Genomic DNA, 14,587 nt, shown 5'->3' with positions numbered 1-14,587 from the left:
TTCCCTTCCTCGGAAGAACCGTCATCCCTCACCGCGCACGACCATCGCGGCGTTGAAACCGCCATGCCCGCGTGCGAGCACCAGCGCCGCGCGGACCTCCGCCTCCCGCCGCTCGCCGGTCACCAGGTCGAGTTCGTGGCGCGACGGTGGCCGCGCCTTGGTCATCGGCGGGATCACTCCGTCGCGAATGGACAGCAGCGCGGCGGTCACGTCGAGCGCGCCGCCCCCCGCGGTCAGCCGTCCGGTCAGCGTCTTGGGCGTGGTCACCGGGACCCCGCCCGCGCCGAACACCGCGGTGATGGCCTCGGCCTCCACCCGGTCCAGTTCGGGATCCGCGGCCGCGTCGGCGAAGACCACGTCGATCCGGTCCGGGGTCAGCCCGGCGTCGGCCAGCGCCAGCCTGATCGCCCGTTCCAAGCCGGGCTCCCGGCCCCGGCCGGGCTTCGGGTCCAGCGTCGCGCCGTAGCCGCAGATCTCGCCGTAGCTCCGGGCACCGCGGGCGCGGGCCGATTCCGGGTCCTCCAGCACCAGGATCGCCCCGCCCTCACCCGGCACGTACCCCTTGGCCCCGGCCCCGAAGGGCTGGTAGGCCGTTTCCGGGTCGTCGCCGGCACTCAGCCGCCCACCTGCCTGCTGGGCCACCCAGCCCCACGGGCAGAGCGCACCGTCCACCCCGCCGGAGAGCACCAGCCGCGTGCCCTTGCGGATCTGCCGCCGCGCCTGTGCCAGCGCGTCGAGCCCGCCGCAGTGATCGGAGACCAGCACACCGCTGGGCCCCTTCATCCCCTGGCGGATGGAGATCTGCCCGGAGTTCACCGCGTAGAACCAGGCGAAGGACTGGTACGCGCTGACATACTGGTTCCCCTTGGCCCACAGGTTCTTCAGCTCACGCTGACCGAACTCGAAGCCGCCCGCCGCGGCCGAAGTGATCACGCCCATGTCGAACGCGTCCAATTCGGACGGTCGTACTCCGGCGTCCTCGACCGCCCAGTCCGCGGCGACGAGCGCGAGCCGGGTCATGTGATCGGTCTGCGGCATCAGCCGGTTCGGCAGATGTTCGGCCGGGTCGAAACCGGGTACCTCGCCGGCCAGCTTGGCCGGATAGGAGGCGGCGTCGAACCTGGTGATCGGCCCGATACCCGCCTCGCCCCGGCGGGTGGCCGCCCAGAAGTCGTCGAGGCCGAGGCCGTTCGGCGCGGTCACGCCGATACCGGTCACCGCGACGGCGGTCTTCGTGCTCATCGTGCCCCGCTCCCCGGTTTGGCCAGCACCATCGCGCTCTGGAACCCACCGAACCCGCTGCCCACGGTGAGCACGACGTCGGTCGCCCACTCGCGGGCGGTCAGTGGCACGTAGTCGAGGTCGCAGCGCGGATCCGGTTCGGTCAGATTCGCCGTCGGCGGCACCACGCCGTTCTCGATGGCCAGCACCGAGGCCGCGATCTCGATCGAACCGATCGCGCCGAGCGAATGCCCGACCATCGATTTGATCGAACTCATCGGCGTGCGATAGGCGTGCTCACCGAGGACCTGCTTGACCGCCGCGGTCTCGTGGATGTCGTTCTGCTGGGTGCCGGAGCCGTGCGCGTTGACGTAGTCGACCTGGTCCGGATCGAGCCGCGCCTCGTCCAGCGCGGTCCGGATCGCCTCCGCCATCTCGTTGCCGTCAGGGCGCAGACCGGTCATGTGGAAGGCGTTGCTGCGCGAGGCGAACCCGGCGATTTCGGCGTAGACGCGGGCATTGCGCCGTCGTGCGTGGTCCAGCCGCTCCAGCACGAACACCGCGCTGCCTTCGCCGAGCACGAACCCGTTGCGGGTGCGATCGAACGGCCGCGACGCGTGTTCGGCGTCGTCGTTGCGCGGCGAGGTGGCCTTGATGGCGTCGAAACAGGCCACGGTGATCGGCGAGATCGGCGCGTCGGTCGCCCCGGCGACCATCACCTCCGCGCTGCCCTCGCGGATCAGTTCGCAGGCATGCCCGACTGCGTCGAGCCCGGACGTGCACCCGGTCGAGATCACCGCGGCCGGTCCTTCCGCGCCCACCGCCCAGGCCACCTCGGTGGCGAAGGAGCTCGGAACCAGGTGGTCGTAGAGCTGCGGCACCGCGTACCGGTGGTCCACGGTGTCCAGCCGCCCGTCGTCGCTGACGACGCGGTATTCGGCCTCCAGCGCCATGGTCGCGCCGACCGCGCTGCCCACGGTCACCCCGGTCCGGGTGGGGTCGAGCTCGGCGGGCTCCAGTCCGCTGTCGGCCAGCGCCTCCCTCGCGGCGACCACGGCGAACTGCGCGGCCCGGTCCATCCGCCGGATCTCCTGACTGCTCAGCCCGTGTTCGGCGGGATCGAAGTCCACCTCGGCGGCGATCCGCGAGCGGTAGGCCGAGGCGTCGAAGAAGCTGATCGCCCTGGTGGCGGTCCGGCCGTCACTGAGCAGGCTCCAGAAGGACTTGGCGCCCACCCCGCCCGGAGCCAGCACGCCGACCCCGGTGATCGCCACCCGATGCCCGCTCACGAGCCGGCCTGCCAGTGGTAGAAGCGGGTCGCCATGGCATCGGCGGGACTGCGCCAGGTCTCCGGGTCGTACGCCTGGATATGGGGTCGCAGATCCGCGCTGATCCCGCGGAAGAGCGGATGTTCCTTCGCCTTCTCGATGGTTTCGGCGCCCTCGTCGGACTCGAAGTCCTGGAGGTGGAAGTACAGTCCGGCATAGGAGAACAGCTGTCTGCGCCGCGTGCCCATCAGGCCTGGCAGCTCGGTCCGGTCGAACTCGCCGAACAGATCCGCGACGGCCTCTCCGGAGCCGGACGCCATCCTGGCCACGATCAACGTGCTGAACATGAATTCCCTCCTGTGGATTGCCCTTCGCTCACGCCGGGCCGAACCAGCGGGTGAGTGCCGTGGTCAAGGACTCACCGGGAGCGGCCGCGACCCAGCCGACGTAGCCGTCCGGGCGCACCAGCACGGCGCCCGCCTGGCGCAGGACGTCTCCGGTGTCGTCCTCCGTCAGTGAGGCGGTCACCACGTCGACGCGGTCCGCCCACGGGCCCGCCTGCGCCCAAGCCCCCGCGCCGGCCCCCGCTCCGACGTCCAGCAGGATTCCGCGGCCCTCGCGCAGCAGCTCGGTGGTGCTGGTCTTCTCGTCCGCGACCACGAGTTCGCGGGGCGGCAGGCGGCGGCCGAGCAGCGGATGCTCACCCGGGCCCAGGTCGTACCGGATCTCCAGCCCGCTGATCATGCCGACGAGATGACGGTTCACCTCGTCGATGGCCATCAGCTCGCCCATCACCTCGCGCAGCGGCTCGACCTCTTTCCCGCTGAGGAACAGCAGCCCCTGCGCCTGCGTGTTCATCAGCAGCCGTTCGCCGACCGGATGCCGTTCGCCGTGATAGGTGTCCAGCAAGCTCTCCGGTGCCCGTCCGCGCACCACCGCGCCGAGCTTCCAGCCGAGGTTCAGCGCGTCCTGGAGACCGACGTTGAGCCCCTGCCCGCCGGCGGGCAGATGGATATGCGCCGCATCGCCCGCCAGCAGGACCCGGCCACGCCGGTAGGTGGTCGCCTGCCGCGCCGAATCGGTGAACGAGCTGGTCCACAGTGGATCGCCGCCGCCGATGTCCTCGCCGGTGAGCCGCGACCAGGCCTCGGCGATCTCGCCGAAGGGCGGCGGCCCGTCCCGCTCCACCGGCGGGTCGCCGCGCTCGCAGACGATCACCCGGTCCACCCCGCCGCCGATGGGCGCCGACATCGCCATCCCGCCCGGCACCCGCTCGCCGATCGGCCGTGGCCTGAGCGCGCAACCCGCGACGTCGGCGAGGAACATCTCCAAGGTCGGTTCGCTGCCGGGGAACTCGAACCCGGCGAGCTTGCGGACCGTGCTCCGGCCGCCGTCGCAGCCGATCAGATACCGCGCCCGCAACCGCCGGAGACCGTCGGGTGTGTCGACCTCGGCGGTCACGGCGGTGCCGTCGTCGGACAGTCCGGTCAACTCCCAGCCACGCCGGATGTCGGCGCCGAGCCCCGTCGCCCACTTGGCGAGGATCTCCTCGGTCTTGGCCTGGGAAACCCCGTTCGCGCTGAAGTGGATCCCGTCCAGCACGCTGAAGTCCACCGGCAGGCCGCCGAAGTGGCCGTGAGGACTCGTGACGATCTCCCCGTACTCCGCCAGCAGGCCACGCTGGTCGAGGATCTCCATCGTCCGGGCGGTGAAGCCCAGTCCGCGCGATTCGCCGGTGGGCCGCTCCAGCCGCTCGATCAGCACCACCGGCACGCCCGCCAGCCGCAGTTCCCCGGCGAGCATGAGACCGGCCGGGCCCGCCCCGACCACGATCACGTCGGCATCCATCGCTACCTCCTTCTGCTCGCCGGTGCTTCCGGTCTTCGCGTTCACAACCGGGCCAGCACCGCACGGACGGCCCGGATCACCTCGTCCTGCTTTTCCGCGCTCAGTGCCGGGTACATCGGCAGCGAGAAGATCTCCCCGGCGAGCCGTTCGGTGACCGGCAGACTGCCGGGTTCGACGCCGAGCTTGGCGAAGCCGCGCATGGTGTGCACCGGCCACGGGTAGCTGATGTTCAGGTGGATGTCGTAGGCACGCAGCGCTTCGATGATCTCGTCGCGGCGCGGATGCCGGACCACGTACACGTAGTGCACGTGGTCGTTGCCCGGATTGGTCGTGGGCAACAGGATTCCGGTGTCTCCGAGGCCCTCCGCGTAGCGCCGCGCCACTTCGCGGCGGCCCTTGAGGTAGTCGTCGAGGCGGGTCAGCTTGCGGCGCAGGATCTCCGCCTGCACGTCGTCGAGACGACTGTTGTGGCCCGGCGTCTCGACGACGTAATAGACCTTTTCCATGCCGTAGTACCGCGCGCGGCGGAGGTTCGCTTCGACGGTCGCGTCACCGGTGATCACCGCGCCGCCGTCGCCGTAGGCACCGAGGACCTTGGTGGGGTAGAAGGAGAACGCCGCCGCGTCGCCGAAAGTTCCCGCCCGGCGGCCGCCCTGAGTGGCGCCGTGCGCCTGCGCGCAGTCCTCCAGCACCTTGAGGCCGTACTCCGCGGCGATCCGCCCGATCGCGGCCATGTCCACGCACTGGCCGTAGAGGTGCACCGGCAGCAGGCATCGCGTGCGTTCGGTGATCGCCGCTTCGATCTGCCCGGTGTCCATCAGGAAGTCTTCTTCCCGGATGTCGACGAACACCGGGACCGCACCGATCGCGTCGATGGCCACCACCGTGGGCGCGGCGGTGTTCGACACGGTGATCACTTCGTCACCGGGCCCCACACCGAGCGCCTGCAGACCCAGTTTGATCGCGTTCGTCCCGTTGTCCACCGAGACGCAGTGCGCGACCCCGTGGTAAGCGGCGAATTCCTCCTCGAAGCCGCGTACGCTCGGGCCCAGCACCAGCTGTCCCGATTCGAAGACGGTCTCCACCGCGTCCAAGATGTCGGCGCGCTCGTTCCGGTACTCGGCAAGGTAGTCCCACACCCGAATGGTCATTCGCCCTCTCCTTGGAGAACCCCGACGAACAGGCCGGGCCCGTACTGGACCCCTTCGATGTACTCGACGGTGAAACCGGCCGCGCGCAAGGCGTTCTCGTATTGCTCACGGCTGAACAGCTGGTACTGATAGCGCTCTTGAAAGTGACGGGCGCCTCCTTCGGCGCTGGCGACCACGTAGTGGACGTCCATTTTGGACTGATCGCCTTCGCGCCAGGCGTGGGAGATCCGCGCGATGGTGCGCTCGTCGGGGGTCAGGACGTCCGAGCTGACGTACCCGTCGATGAAGTTGTCCGGGAACCACCAGGGATCGATGGCGACCACGCCACCGGGATTGAGATGTGCGGCGAACCGGCGCACCGTCCGCGCCATCTCCTCTTCGCTGCCGACATGGCTGATCGAAGCGAACATGCAGACCACGACGTCGAACCGGCGGCCGAGGTCGAATTCCCGCATGTCGCCTTGGTGCATCGGGATTCCGGGGAGCCGTTCCCTGCCGATCTCCAGCATTTCCCCGGACAGCTCGAGGCCCTCGGCCTCGCCGAACAGCTCGTCGAAATAGACCAGATGCCCGCCGGTGCCGCAGGCCACGTCTAGCAGCGAGGACGCCCTCGGGTTGCGGGCACGGACCAGTTCCGCGATCTGCTTGCTCTCGGCCGCGTAGTCCTTGCCCCGTAAGGTGTAGACGACGTCGTAGATTTCGGACGCTTCGGTTCCGTACATCTGTTTCCCTTCGGCGACGGGTACCTTCTTCGTGCCGGCGACCGCGCGCCGGTGCATCACCGCGACGGTGTGCCGCAGGCCCTCCGCGAACGGCAGCCGCGGCTCCCAGCCCGTGATCGTCCGGAACGCGGCGGGATCCACCGTGAGACTGGCGAAGTCGGTGATCGGCGTATGGGCGGGCGGAAGCACCCGCCGCACCGGGACCGGGTCCGAACCGGTGTGCTCGGCCACGGTGGCGGCGACGCGTTCGAACGCGTCGGCGAGGTCCCACCCCTGGCCGGAGCCGATCACCCAATGCCCTCCGACCAAGGCGTCGGCGTGGTCCAGCGCGGACATGAACGCGGCGGCCACGTCGGCGACGTGCAGCAGGTCACGACGGACGATCCCGCTGTGCCACAACGGAAGTTCGGCACCGTTCAGCGCACGCCGGATCATCGTGCTGATCACCCCGAGGTCGGGCACGTCCGGTGCCGGATCCGGCCCGTAGACGGTGGGCAGGCGAAGGCTGATCCCGCGCAGCACCCCCTCGGCGGTGGCCGCCATGAGCAGTCGTTCGGCCGCCAGCTTGTGCCGGTCGTAGACGCTGCCGGGGCGGTCCGGCTGGGAACCGTCGGCCGGTTCGTCCAGCACACCGGCCTGTGAGGCGGCGCCGCTGTGGAGCACCAGCGGTGGTGGCCCGGCCGATCGCCTCGACCGCAGCACCTCCACCAGGTTCCGGAGCACGCCGACGGTCACCCGTTCGCAGCCGGGGTCCTCCTCCGCGGTTCGCCAGCCCGCGCTGTCCTTGACCAGGTGGAAGAGCACGTCGGCGTCGGCGACGACCTCACGCAGCCGCTCCGGATCGGTCAGGTCCGCGCTGCGCACCTCCACCTCGCCTGCCCGGACGGCGGGAATCGCCGTCCGGCGGCGGGCCACCGCGCGAAGCCGGACCGGGCGGCGGGCGAGCGCCGCGGTGACGGCGGAACCGATCAGCCCGGAGGAACCCAGCACGACGATCTTCGGCTCGGGTTTCGACTCGGGAAACCTCAACACCGCCACCCCTCCCTCGTCTCCGGATTCCCTTGTGGATTCATGCTTTTCTTGCCCCGCAACGTCTCCACCGAGTCTGCCGGTCCGTGGTCCAGCTGCGATCCAACGAGGCTGGGCACCGGCGCCTCACCGGGTGGCCAGTGCGGGCGCACTGGGGAAGCAGCTGAGCAGGCACCGGGCCGCCACGTTGACGTGGTTGCCGTACCGCAGGAACCCGGTCAGCTGACGCGGGGTCATCCAGCAGTAGTCCTCGGGCACGTCCAGGCCGAAATCCGGGCCGACGTCGGCGACCACGTAGCGGTTCTCCGCGTGGTAGAACCGGCCGCCCTCCTCGGAATGCACCACGTCCACCAGCGCGCCGCGGGCCGCCGCCTCCTCCAGGTCGCGCAGATACCGCGGACGGCGCGCGGCGGGCAGCCCGGCGTAGCTGGCCGGGATGCAGGTCACCGTGGGCGCCATCTCCACGACATCCTGCGTGCCCGCCTCGGTCCTGGCGTGCACCAGCACGTGGAACACTCCGTCGATGTGACGGCCGAGGAAGCCGATGACCCCGCGTTCCACCGGACGCAGCATCGGCTGCGACCACGACCCCACTTCCCGGCTGGACGCCTCGACCCGGACACCCGTCACCGAGAAGAACCGCTTGCCCTCGTCGATGATCTCGCCGCCGATACGACGCCAGCCCGGCAAACCCGCGAGCGGCACGAAGCGGCGGTTCAGCTGGTAGCGGGCCCGGCATCCGGTGAACCAGCTCAGCAGTTGCCCGGTGGTGTGCAGCGGACGGCCGTCCTGTTCGGCGGGCAGTCCCTCGGTCAGCTCCGGAGCGTGGAAGAACGGAAGCCCGGAAAGCACGGTGCGGGCGTCCATGTTGACCAGGTTGGGCACTCGGAGCAGTTCGGCGATCTGGCTCGTGGAGAGCCAGCAAAAATCCTCGCGGGGAGCCGGATCCTCCGGCACCTCCACGATCATGTTCCGATTGCGCTTGCTGAGGAACCACGAGCCCTGTTCCGATTGCAGCACGTCGAGCGCCACCCGGCCTTCCCGTGGCGCGACGAAATGCTCCAGGTACGGCACCGCGTTCCCCCGGTGCACGCGGGTGTAGTTGCTCCGCGTGGCCTGTACCGTCGGGGAGAGCTGGACCAGGTTGATGTTGCCCGGTTCCATCTTGGCCTGCAGCAGGCACCAGACCTCACCGCGCACGACCTTGACCACGATGCCGAGGATGCCGATCTCGGGCTGGTGGATGATCGGCTGCGTCCAGGCCGCCGTCTCGCGGTGGTCGGTGCCGACCTCCAGGCCGCGGACGGCGAAGAACTTCCCGGTGTGGTGCACCAGATCGCCGGTTTCCGGCTCGGTCCGCCAGCCCTCTATCCGGTCGACCGGCACGGCGGACACCTCGTAGTGATTGGCGGCCCGCCGTTCGGCGAACCAAGTGTGGAAATCAGCCAGGTCATCGAACACTCGGCACACCTCCGGAATAAGACTCAGCCGTTGTCGTAGCTGCATCATTTCCCGGCCGGGTGGTACGCGAATGGGATTTCCCTGGTGCGACCGGAAACGGTCTCAGCGCACCGCGCGCAGCAACGGGGCGGGCGCCGCGATTTCCATCACGTACTTTCCGTAAGGCGATTTCGAGAGCCGTTCACCCAGCCGGTAACAGGCCTCCGCGTCGATGAAACCCATACGCAGAGCGATTTCCTCGATGCACGCGATGCGGACGCCTTGCCGCTCCTCCAGCGTCTGGACATACAGACTGGCCGAGGTGAGCGACTCGTGCGTCCCGGTGTCCAACCAGGAGAAACCCCGGCCGAGATCGACCAGGCGCGCTTTTCCCCGGTTCAGGTATTCGATGTTGACATCGGTGATCTCCAGCTCGCCACGCGCGGACGGAGTCAGCCCGCGCGCGATTTCCACGACGTCACCGTCGTACATGTAGAGACCGGTGATCGCCCGGTTCGACCGCGGCCGTTCCGGTTTTTCCTCGAGTGAGACCAGGCGGCCCCGGTCGTCGACCTCACCGACCCCGTAGCGTTCCGGATCCCGAACCGGATAACCGAACAGGACGCAGCCGTCGAGCGCCTGCGCCGCGTCCCGCAGCAGATCCGGGAAACCCGGACCGTGAAAGATGTTGTCCCCCAGGATCAACGTCACCGGGCCGTCGCCGATGTGGTCCGCGCCGATCAGGAACGCGTCGGCCAATCCCCGCGGTTCGTCCTGCACCGCATAGGTGATCCGCAGCCCCAAATCGCCACCGTCGCCGAGCAGGCGCTCGAAGTTCCCCAGCTCCGCCGGGGCCGAAATGATCAGCACCTCGCGGATCCCGGCCAGCATCAGCACCGAGAGCGGGTAATAGATCATGGGTTTGTCGTAAACCGGCAGCAGCTGCTTGGAAGTGGTCAGCGTGACCGGGTACAGCCGGGTTCCGTTCCCGCCGGCGAGGATGATGCCCTTCACTGGATTCCTCCACACTGGATGTCCGGAACGGAAAGGCCCGTCCCCGAAGTCCAGTCTGGCCCTCGGCGTTCCACCGGAAGTCCAGTATGAGTACAGCTTCCCCCGACCGGTCCGTGGTGGACTGTAAGGGCCTTTCAGGACATCGGTCGCCCTGAAAGGCCCTTACCGCCCGAAAACCGGGCCACTCAGTCCGCGGTCAGCAGTTCCTGGTGCAGCCGCCGCAGTTCGGCGTTGGGTTCCAGCCCCAGTTGCTCGACCAGCGCCGAGCGGATGTTCTGGTAGGCGTCCAGCGCGTCACCCCGGCGGCCGCTGCGGCCCAGCACCCGCATCAGCTGTCCGTGCAGTCCTTCGTCGAGCGGATTGTCGGCCGCCAGCGATCGGAGTTCGCCGATCACCTCGTGGTGCATGCCCGCCTCGATCTCGGCCTGGATGCGCAACTGCCGGACGTTCCGGCGCTGCTCGTTGAGATCCAGCACGTGCGCGGTGAGCAGCGGCCCGCAGTTGACGTCGGCGACCGGTTGCTCCGACCACAGGTCCAGCGCCTCCCGGAACAGCCGGGCGGCGTCCTCGTGGCGCCGGTCGTCCATCGCGGCCCGCCCCCTGGCGGCCAGTGCCCGGAAGCGGTACACGTCGATCCGCTGCTCCGGAATCCGGAGGATGTAGCCCGGCGCCTTGGTGACCAGGAGCTCGTCACCACTGCCGGGCAGGCCACTGGTTTCCAGCGCCCGCCTCAGCTGATACACGTAGGTCTGCGCGGTGGACCTGGCGCTGCGGGGCAGTCGCTCCGGCCAGAGCTCGTTGATGAGCATGTCGGTGTGCACCACCCGGCCTGCCCGCAACAGGAAGAGCGCGAGCAGCTGGTGCACCTTGCGCGCCCTGGGGATGAACGGCCGTTCCTGGCCGAGGATCTCCACCGAACCGAGCACCCGGAACACCGGCGGCCCGTCGTCGTCGAGCACGGGCGACGCCGTGCCTCTCGTACTTCGGTATTCACCGAACACTTTCTCCACCCTCTCCCGAAGAATTCTGCCCGTCCGGCGCTTCGCGCGCGGACGAACCGTTGGTGAGAAACCGGCCGCAACCGGGATCAGCGCTCAGCCGCGGCCGCGGAAACCCCCAGCACCTCCTTACGGCTCTCCAGCACACGGCCGACGATGTCGGACGAATGCGTTCCCGAACGGAACTCGGGATCGCGCAGGACGTCGCGGAGGAATTCCGAGGTGGTGCGCACCCCGGGCCCTTCGACGCGGAACTCGGCCAGCGCGCGGTCCATCCGGCGCACGGCCTCGGCCCGTGTGGGCGCCCAGACGATCAGCTTGGCCAGCAGGGAGTCGTACCCGGCCGGAACCCGGTAACCGGGGAACCCGTGCGTGTCCACCCGGACGAACGGCCCGCCGGCGGGCACGAACTCGGTCAGCACCCCCGGTGTCGGCACGAAATCACGGTCGGCGTCCTCGGCGTTGATGCGGCATTCGATCGCCGCGCCCGGCGGCCGGGTCGCCGGCGGGCGCACGGTGAGCGGCTCGCCGGCGGCGATCCTGATCTGCTCGGCGACCAGGTCGACGCCGGTCATCATCTCGGTCACCGGGTGCTCCACCTGGATCCGGCAGTTCACCTCCATGAAGTAGAAGGCCCCGTCGGGGGCGAGCAGGAATTCGAAGGTGCCCGCGCCGACGTACCCCGCGGCCTTGGCCCCGGCCACGGCGACCTGCTGCATGCGGTCGACCACTTCGGCGGGCAGCCCGGGGGCAGGGCTCTCCTCGATCAGTTTCTGATGCCGCCGCTGGACCGAACAGTCGCGCTCGCCGAGCGCGATCACCTCCCCGTACTGATCGGCGAGTACCTGGATCTCGACGTGACGGGAGATCGGCAGGTACCGCTCCACGTACACCCGGGAATCGCCGAAGAGCAGCTGCGCACCAGCGGCGGTTTCGCGGTAGGCCGCGGCGAACTCGTCCGCTTCGTGCACGATCCGCATCCCCCGGCCACCGCCGCCCGCCGCGGCCTTGATGATCACCGGATAGCCGATCTCGTCGGCCGTCTCCTGGGCGGCGGCCACCGTCGGAAGCGGGCCGAGGCTGCCCGGCAGCATGGGCAGGCCCACCTCGGCCATGAGCGTCCTGGCCGCCGGTTTGTCCCCCAGCCGGGCGATCACCTCGGCCGGCGGTCCGATGTGGACGATCCCGTTCTCCCGGCAGACCTCGGCGAAATCCGGGTCTTCGGAGAGGAATCCGTAACCGGGGTGAATCGCGGTGGCGCCGGTGCGCCGGGCCGCTTCGATGAGCGCGGGGATGCTGAGGTAGCTGTCCCTGGCCGCTTCTGGTCCGATGTGGACGGACTCGTCGGCGTACCGGACCACCGCGGAGTCCCGGTCGGCCGTGGAGTACACGGCCACCACCCCGATGCCCAGCTCCCGGCAGGTGCGCGCGACACGCAGGGCGATCTCACCCCGGTTGGCGATCAAGACCTTGCTGAACACGGCCGCCCCCGATCAGTCGCGACGGAAGGAGAGCAGCGGCTGGCCGAATTCCACCGATTCGCCGTTCGCGGCGAGCAGTTCGACGGCCGTCCCCGCCTCGTCCGCCGTCACCGCGACCATCAGCTTCATCACCTCGATCACCCCGATCTGCCGTCCGGGCTCGATTCGATCTCCGGGCTCGACGAAAGGCGGCGCACCCGGTTCGGGCGCGTGGTAGAAGACGCCGACGGTGGTCGAGCACACCTCACCGAGCGCGGTGTCCCCGGCGGGTTCCGTGACGGCCACCGCCCGCGGCTCCACGGCCGTCGCCGGGACCGGGGCGGACGAGTCCGGCCAGTCCATCTCCACCGACACCTCACCGGCCCGCAGCCGCAGTGACCGCGGTGGGACCGGGGTGGCGGTCACCAGCCGCAGCGCGGTTTCCCGCACCTGCTCCAGGAGTTCGCCGTGACTCTCCCGTCGCTCGTCCAATGCTCCGAGACCGGCGCCGTTGCCCGTGCGGCCGCCGAACTCACGCGCCAGATGTTCGGTCCAGCTCTGTGTCATCGCTCCGCGCTCCATTCCTCGGTAACCGCCGTACCCACCGCACCGTCGAAGGCCCGGAACCGGGCGCGACGTCCGCGCACCAGCTCGTCCGGACCGAATCCGGCCAGCCGCCGGATCGCGGGGACCAGCGCGCCACGAAGCCCCTCCGCCGCCATCGCCGGATCGGCCTGATTGCCGCCTTCCGGCTCCAAGATCACCCCGTCGACCACTCCGAGCCGGAGCAGCTCCCGCGCGTCCACGCGCAGCGCCCTCGCCGCGGCCGAGGCCATCGTCGGGTCGTTCCAGAGAATCGCCGCGCAGCCCTCCGGGGTGATCACCGAGTACACCGCGCCGGAGAACATCAGCACCTCGTCGGCGACGGCCAGTGCGAGAGCGCCGCCGCTACCGCCCTCGCCGGTGATCACGGTGACCACCGGGACCGCGAGGCCGGACAACAACCTCAGGTTGTCGGCGATGGCGAAAGCCTGGCCGTCCTCCTCCGCGGTCACGCCGGGATAGGCGCCGGGAGTGTCCACCAGGGTGATCACCGGGAGCCCGAGCTTCTCCGCCAGGCGCATCAGCCGCGCGGCCTTGCGATACCCCTGCGGGGAGGGCATGCCGTAGTTGCGGGCGGCCAGCTCGGCCGCGGTGTGCCCCTTCTGTTGGCCGACGACCATCACCGGCAAGCCGTCCAGCCGGGCGGGCCCGCCGACCACCGCGGCGCAGTCCCCGCCGAGGCGGTCCCCGCGCAGCTCCTCGAAATCGGTGAAGACCCGGCTGATCAGATCCAAAGTGGTCGGCCTGCCGAGATCACGGGCGGAGCGCACCGCCGCCCACGGATCACCGGCGGCCAATTCGGTGTGGTCGCGGATGACCACGGCACCGCCCGTCCCGGGTCCGGGCTCCGCGGCCGGCCCGGCGGCCGCCAGCAGCCGCGTCAAGCTGTCCCGCAGCGCGTTCCGTGACCGGACGCCGTCGATCAGCCCGCGCTCGGCGAGGAACTCCGCGGTCTGGAAGCCGTCGGGAAGCCGCTGGCGGATCGTCTGCTCGATCACGCGGCGGCCGGCGAACCCGAGGCGGGCGCCCGGCTCCGCCAGCACCACGTCCGCCAGCAACGCGAACGAGGCCGCGACACCCCCGTAGGTGGGATCGGTGATCACCGACAGGGTGAGGATCCCGGCCTCGTCGAGTTCGGCCAGCGCCTGGCTCGTCCGCGCCATCTGCATCAGGGCCAGCGCGCCCTCCTGCATGCGGGCACCTCCCGAGGCGCACACCAGCAGCAGGGGAATCCGTCGCCGCAGCGCCGTTTCCGCGGCGGCGACGATCAGCGTGCCGACTCCGGCGCCCAGACTTCCGCCAAGGAAACGGAAATCCATCACCGCGGCGACCAGCGGTCGGCCATTCACGGCGGCCTCGGCCACCACGACCGCCTCGTCCAGCCCGGTGCGGGCCTTGGCCGCGGCCAGGCGTTCCGGGTAGGGGACCGTGTCGGTGAATCCGAGTACGTCGGCGCTGGGCACCGGCTGTCCCAGCATCCGGACCGATCCTTCGTCGAACAGCTGTCCGATACGTTCGAGTGCGGTGAGCCGCTGATGGAAACCGCATTCGGGGCATACCAGCGATTCTCGCTCCAGCCGTTTGCGATAGACCACCCGGCGACATCCGGAGCAGAGCGACCAAGAACTCTCCCCGGCCACCCCGTCCGCCGCCGTCACTTTCATCGCCACAGGATCCCCCTATCCCAGAAATCCGCACGCATTAGCGAAGCAACCTCGTGTCCACCCAGGCCACGTCGGTTGTTTGCTATGGCAGATCGACTGCGAATTATCCATCCGGCACAACATTCGAGGACATCTCGAACGTTCCCCAGCACCTTGGGCGGCAACCCGA

Annotated in this window: 12 protein-coding genes; all 12 read right to left on the bottom strand. The window is 69.6% G+C overall.

Going from position 1 to position 14,587, the window contains the following annotated elements; genetic code table 11:
* Window positions 1–21: 21 nt before the first annotated feature.
* Window positions 22–1,242 carry a ketosynthase chain-length factor gene (locus tag BLW75_RS28070; protein ID WP_034310253.1) on the bottom strand — a complete coding sequence of 407 codons (1,221 nt, stop codon included), beginning with the start codon at window positions 1,240–1,242 and terminating at the stop codon, window positions 22–24.
* Window positions 1,239–2,510 (bottom strand): beta-ketoacyl-[acyl-carrier-protein] synthase family protein, encoded by a 1,272-nt coding sequence (locus tag BLW75_RS28065; protein ID WP_034310251.1) that lies wholly within the window; start codon window positions 2,508–2,510, stop codon window positions 1,239–1,241. Before BLW75_RS28065 ends, BLW75_RS28070 begins: the two co-directional genes overlap by 4 nt.
* Window positions 2,507–2,836 carry a TcmI family type II polyketide cyclase gene (locus BLW75_RS28060; protein WP_034310249.1) on the bottom strand — a complete coding sequence of 110 codons (330 nt, stop codon included), beginning with the start codon at window positions 2,834–2,836 and terminating at the stop codon, window positions 2,507–2,509. The genes BLW75_RS28065 and BLW75_RS28060 overlap by 4 nt, the downstream gene beginning before the upstream one ends.
* Before the next feature lie 28 nt (window positions 2,837–2,864).
* A complete protein-coding gene (locus tag BLW75_RS28055) occupies window positions 2,865–4,337 on the bottom strand; it encodes an FAD-dependent monooxygenase (protein WP_034310364.1) in 1,473 nt (490 codons plus the stop codon).
* Between the two features lie 41 nt (window positions 4,338–4,378).
* A complete protein-coding gene (locus BLW75_RS28050; protein ID WP_034310247.1) occupies window positions 4,379–5,488 on the bottom strand; it encodes a DegT/DnrJ/EryC1/StrS family aminotransferase in 1,110 nt (369 codons plus the stop codon).
* On the bottom strand, window positions 5,485–7,242 hold the full coding sequence (locus tag BLW75_RS43625; protein WP_241783512.1) for an NAD-dependent epimerase/dehydratase family protein: 1,758 nt from the start codon (window positions 7,240–7,242) through the stop codon (window positions 5,485–5,487). Before BLW75_RS43625 ends, BLW75_RS28050 begins: the two co-directional genes overlap by 4 nt.
* 123 nt (window positions 7,243–7,365) lie before the next feature.
* Window positions 7,366–8,700 carry an NDP-hexose 2,3-dehydratase family protein gene (locus BLW75_RS28035; protein ID WP_034310245.1) on the bottom strand — a complete coding sequence of 445 codons (1,335 nt, stop codon included), beginning with the start codon at window positions 8,698–8,700 and terminating at the stop codon, window positions 7,366–7,368.
* A gap of 102 nt (window positions 8,701–8,802) precedes the next feature.
* Complete coding sequence (gene rfbA / locus BLW75_RS28030) at window positions 8,803–9,693, bottom strand: glucose-1-phosphate thymidylyltransferase RfbA (RefSeq protein ID WP_034310242.1); 891 nt, start codon at window positions 9,691–9,693, stop codon at window positions 8,803–8,805.
* A gap of 185 nt (window positions 9,694–9,878) precedes the next feature.
* Entirely contained in the window at window positions 9,879–10,652 is a 774-nt protein-coding gene (locus BLW75_RS28025; RefSeq protein ID WP_034310239.1) for an AfsR/SARP family transcriptional regulator, read from the bottom strand.
* Window positions 10,653–10,780: 128 nt separating this feature from the next.
* The gene (locus BLW75_RS28020) at window positions 10,781–12,172 is read right to left on the bottom strand and encodes an acetyl-CoA carboxylase biotin carboxylase subunit (RefSeq protein ID WP_091598470.1); all 1,392 of its coding nucleotides are present in this window, start codon (window positions 12,170–12,172) and stop codon (window positions 10,781–10,783) included.
* A 12-nt stretch (window positions 12,173–12,184) separates the two neighbouring features.
* Complete coding sequence (locus tag BLW75_RS28015) at window positions 12,185–12,718, bottom strand: acetyl-CoA carboxylase biotin carboxyl carrier protein (protein WP_103746169.1); 534 nt, start codon at window positions 12,716–12,718, stop codon at window positions 12,185–12,187.
* A complete protein-coding gene (gene accD, locus BLW75_RS28010; protein WP_091599973.1) occupies window positions 12,715–14,418 on the bottom strand; it encodes an acetyl-CoA carboxylase, carboxyltransferase subunit beta in 1,704 nt (567 codons plus the stop codon). Before accD ends, BLW75_RS28015 begins: the two co-directional genes overlap by 4 nt.
* Between the last annotated feature and the right edge of the window lie 169 nt (window positions 14,419–14,587).

It is taken from the genome of Amycolatopsis lurida (assembly GCF_900105055.1).
GTDB classification, from domain to species: Bacteria; Actinomycetota; Actinomycetes; order Mycobacteriales; family Pseudonocardiaceae; genus Amycolatopsis; species Amycolatopsis lurida.
This window is presented reverse-complemented; position numbering and strand designations above follow the sequence as displayed.

Excerpts from the sequence above, each read along its gene's own strand:
- BLW75_RS28055 (WP_034310364.1), bottom strand. The coding sequence starts at position 4,337 with ATGGATGCCGACGTGATCGTGGTCGGGGCGGGCCCGGCCGGTCTCATG.
- BLW75_RS28015 (WP_103746169.1), bottom strand. The coding sequence starts at position 12,718 with ATGACACAGAGCTGGACCGAACATCTGGCGCGTGAGTTCGGCGGCCGC.
- accD (WP_091599973.1), bottom strand. The coding sequence starts at position 14,418 with ATGAAAGTGACGGCGGCGGACGGGGTGGCCGGGGAGAGTTCTTGGTCG.
- BLW75_RS28050 (WP_034310247.1), bottom strand. The coding sequence starts at position 5,488 with ATGACCATTCGGGTGTGGGACTACCTTGCCGAGTACCGGAACGAGCGC.
- BLW75_RS28060 (WP_034310249.1), bottom strand. The coding sequence starts at position 2,836 with ATGTTCAGCACGTTGATCGTGGCCAGGATGGCGTCCGGCTCCGGAGAG.
- BLW75_RS28070 (WP_034310253.1), bottom strand. The coding sequence starts at position 1,242 with ATGAGCACGAAGACCGCCGTCGCGGTGACCGGTATCGGCGTGACCGCG.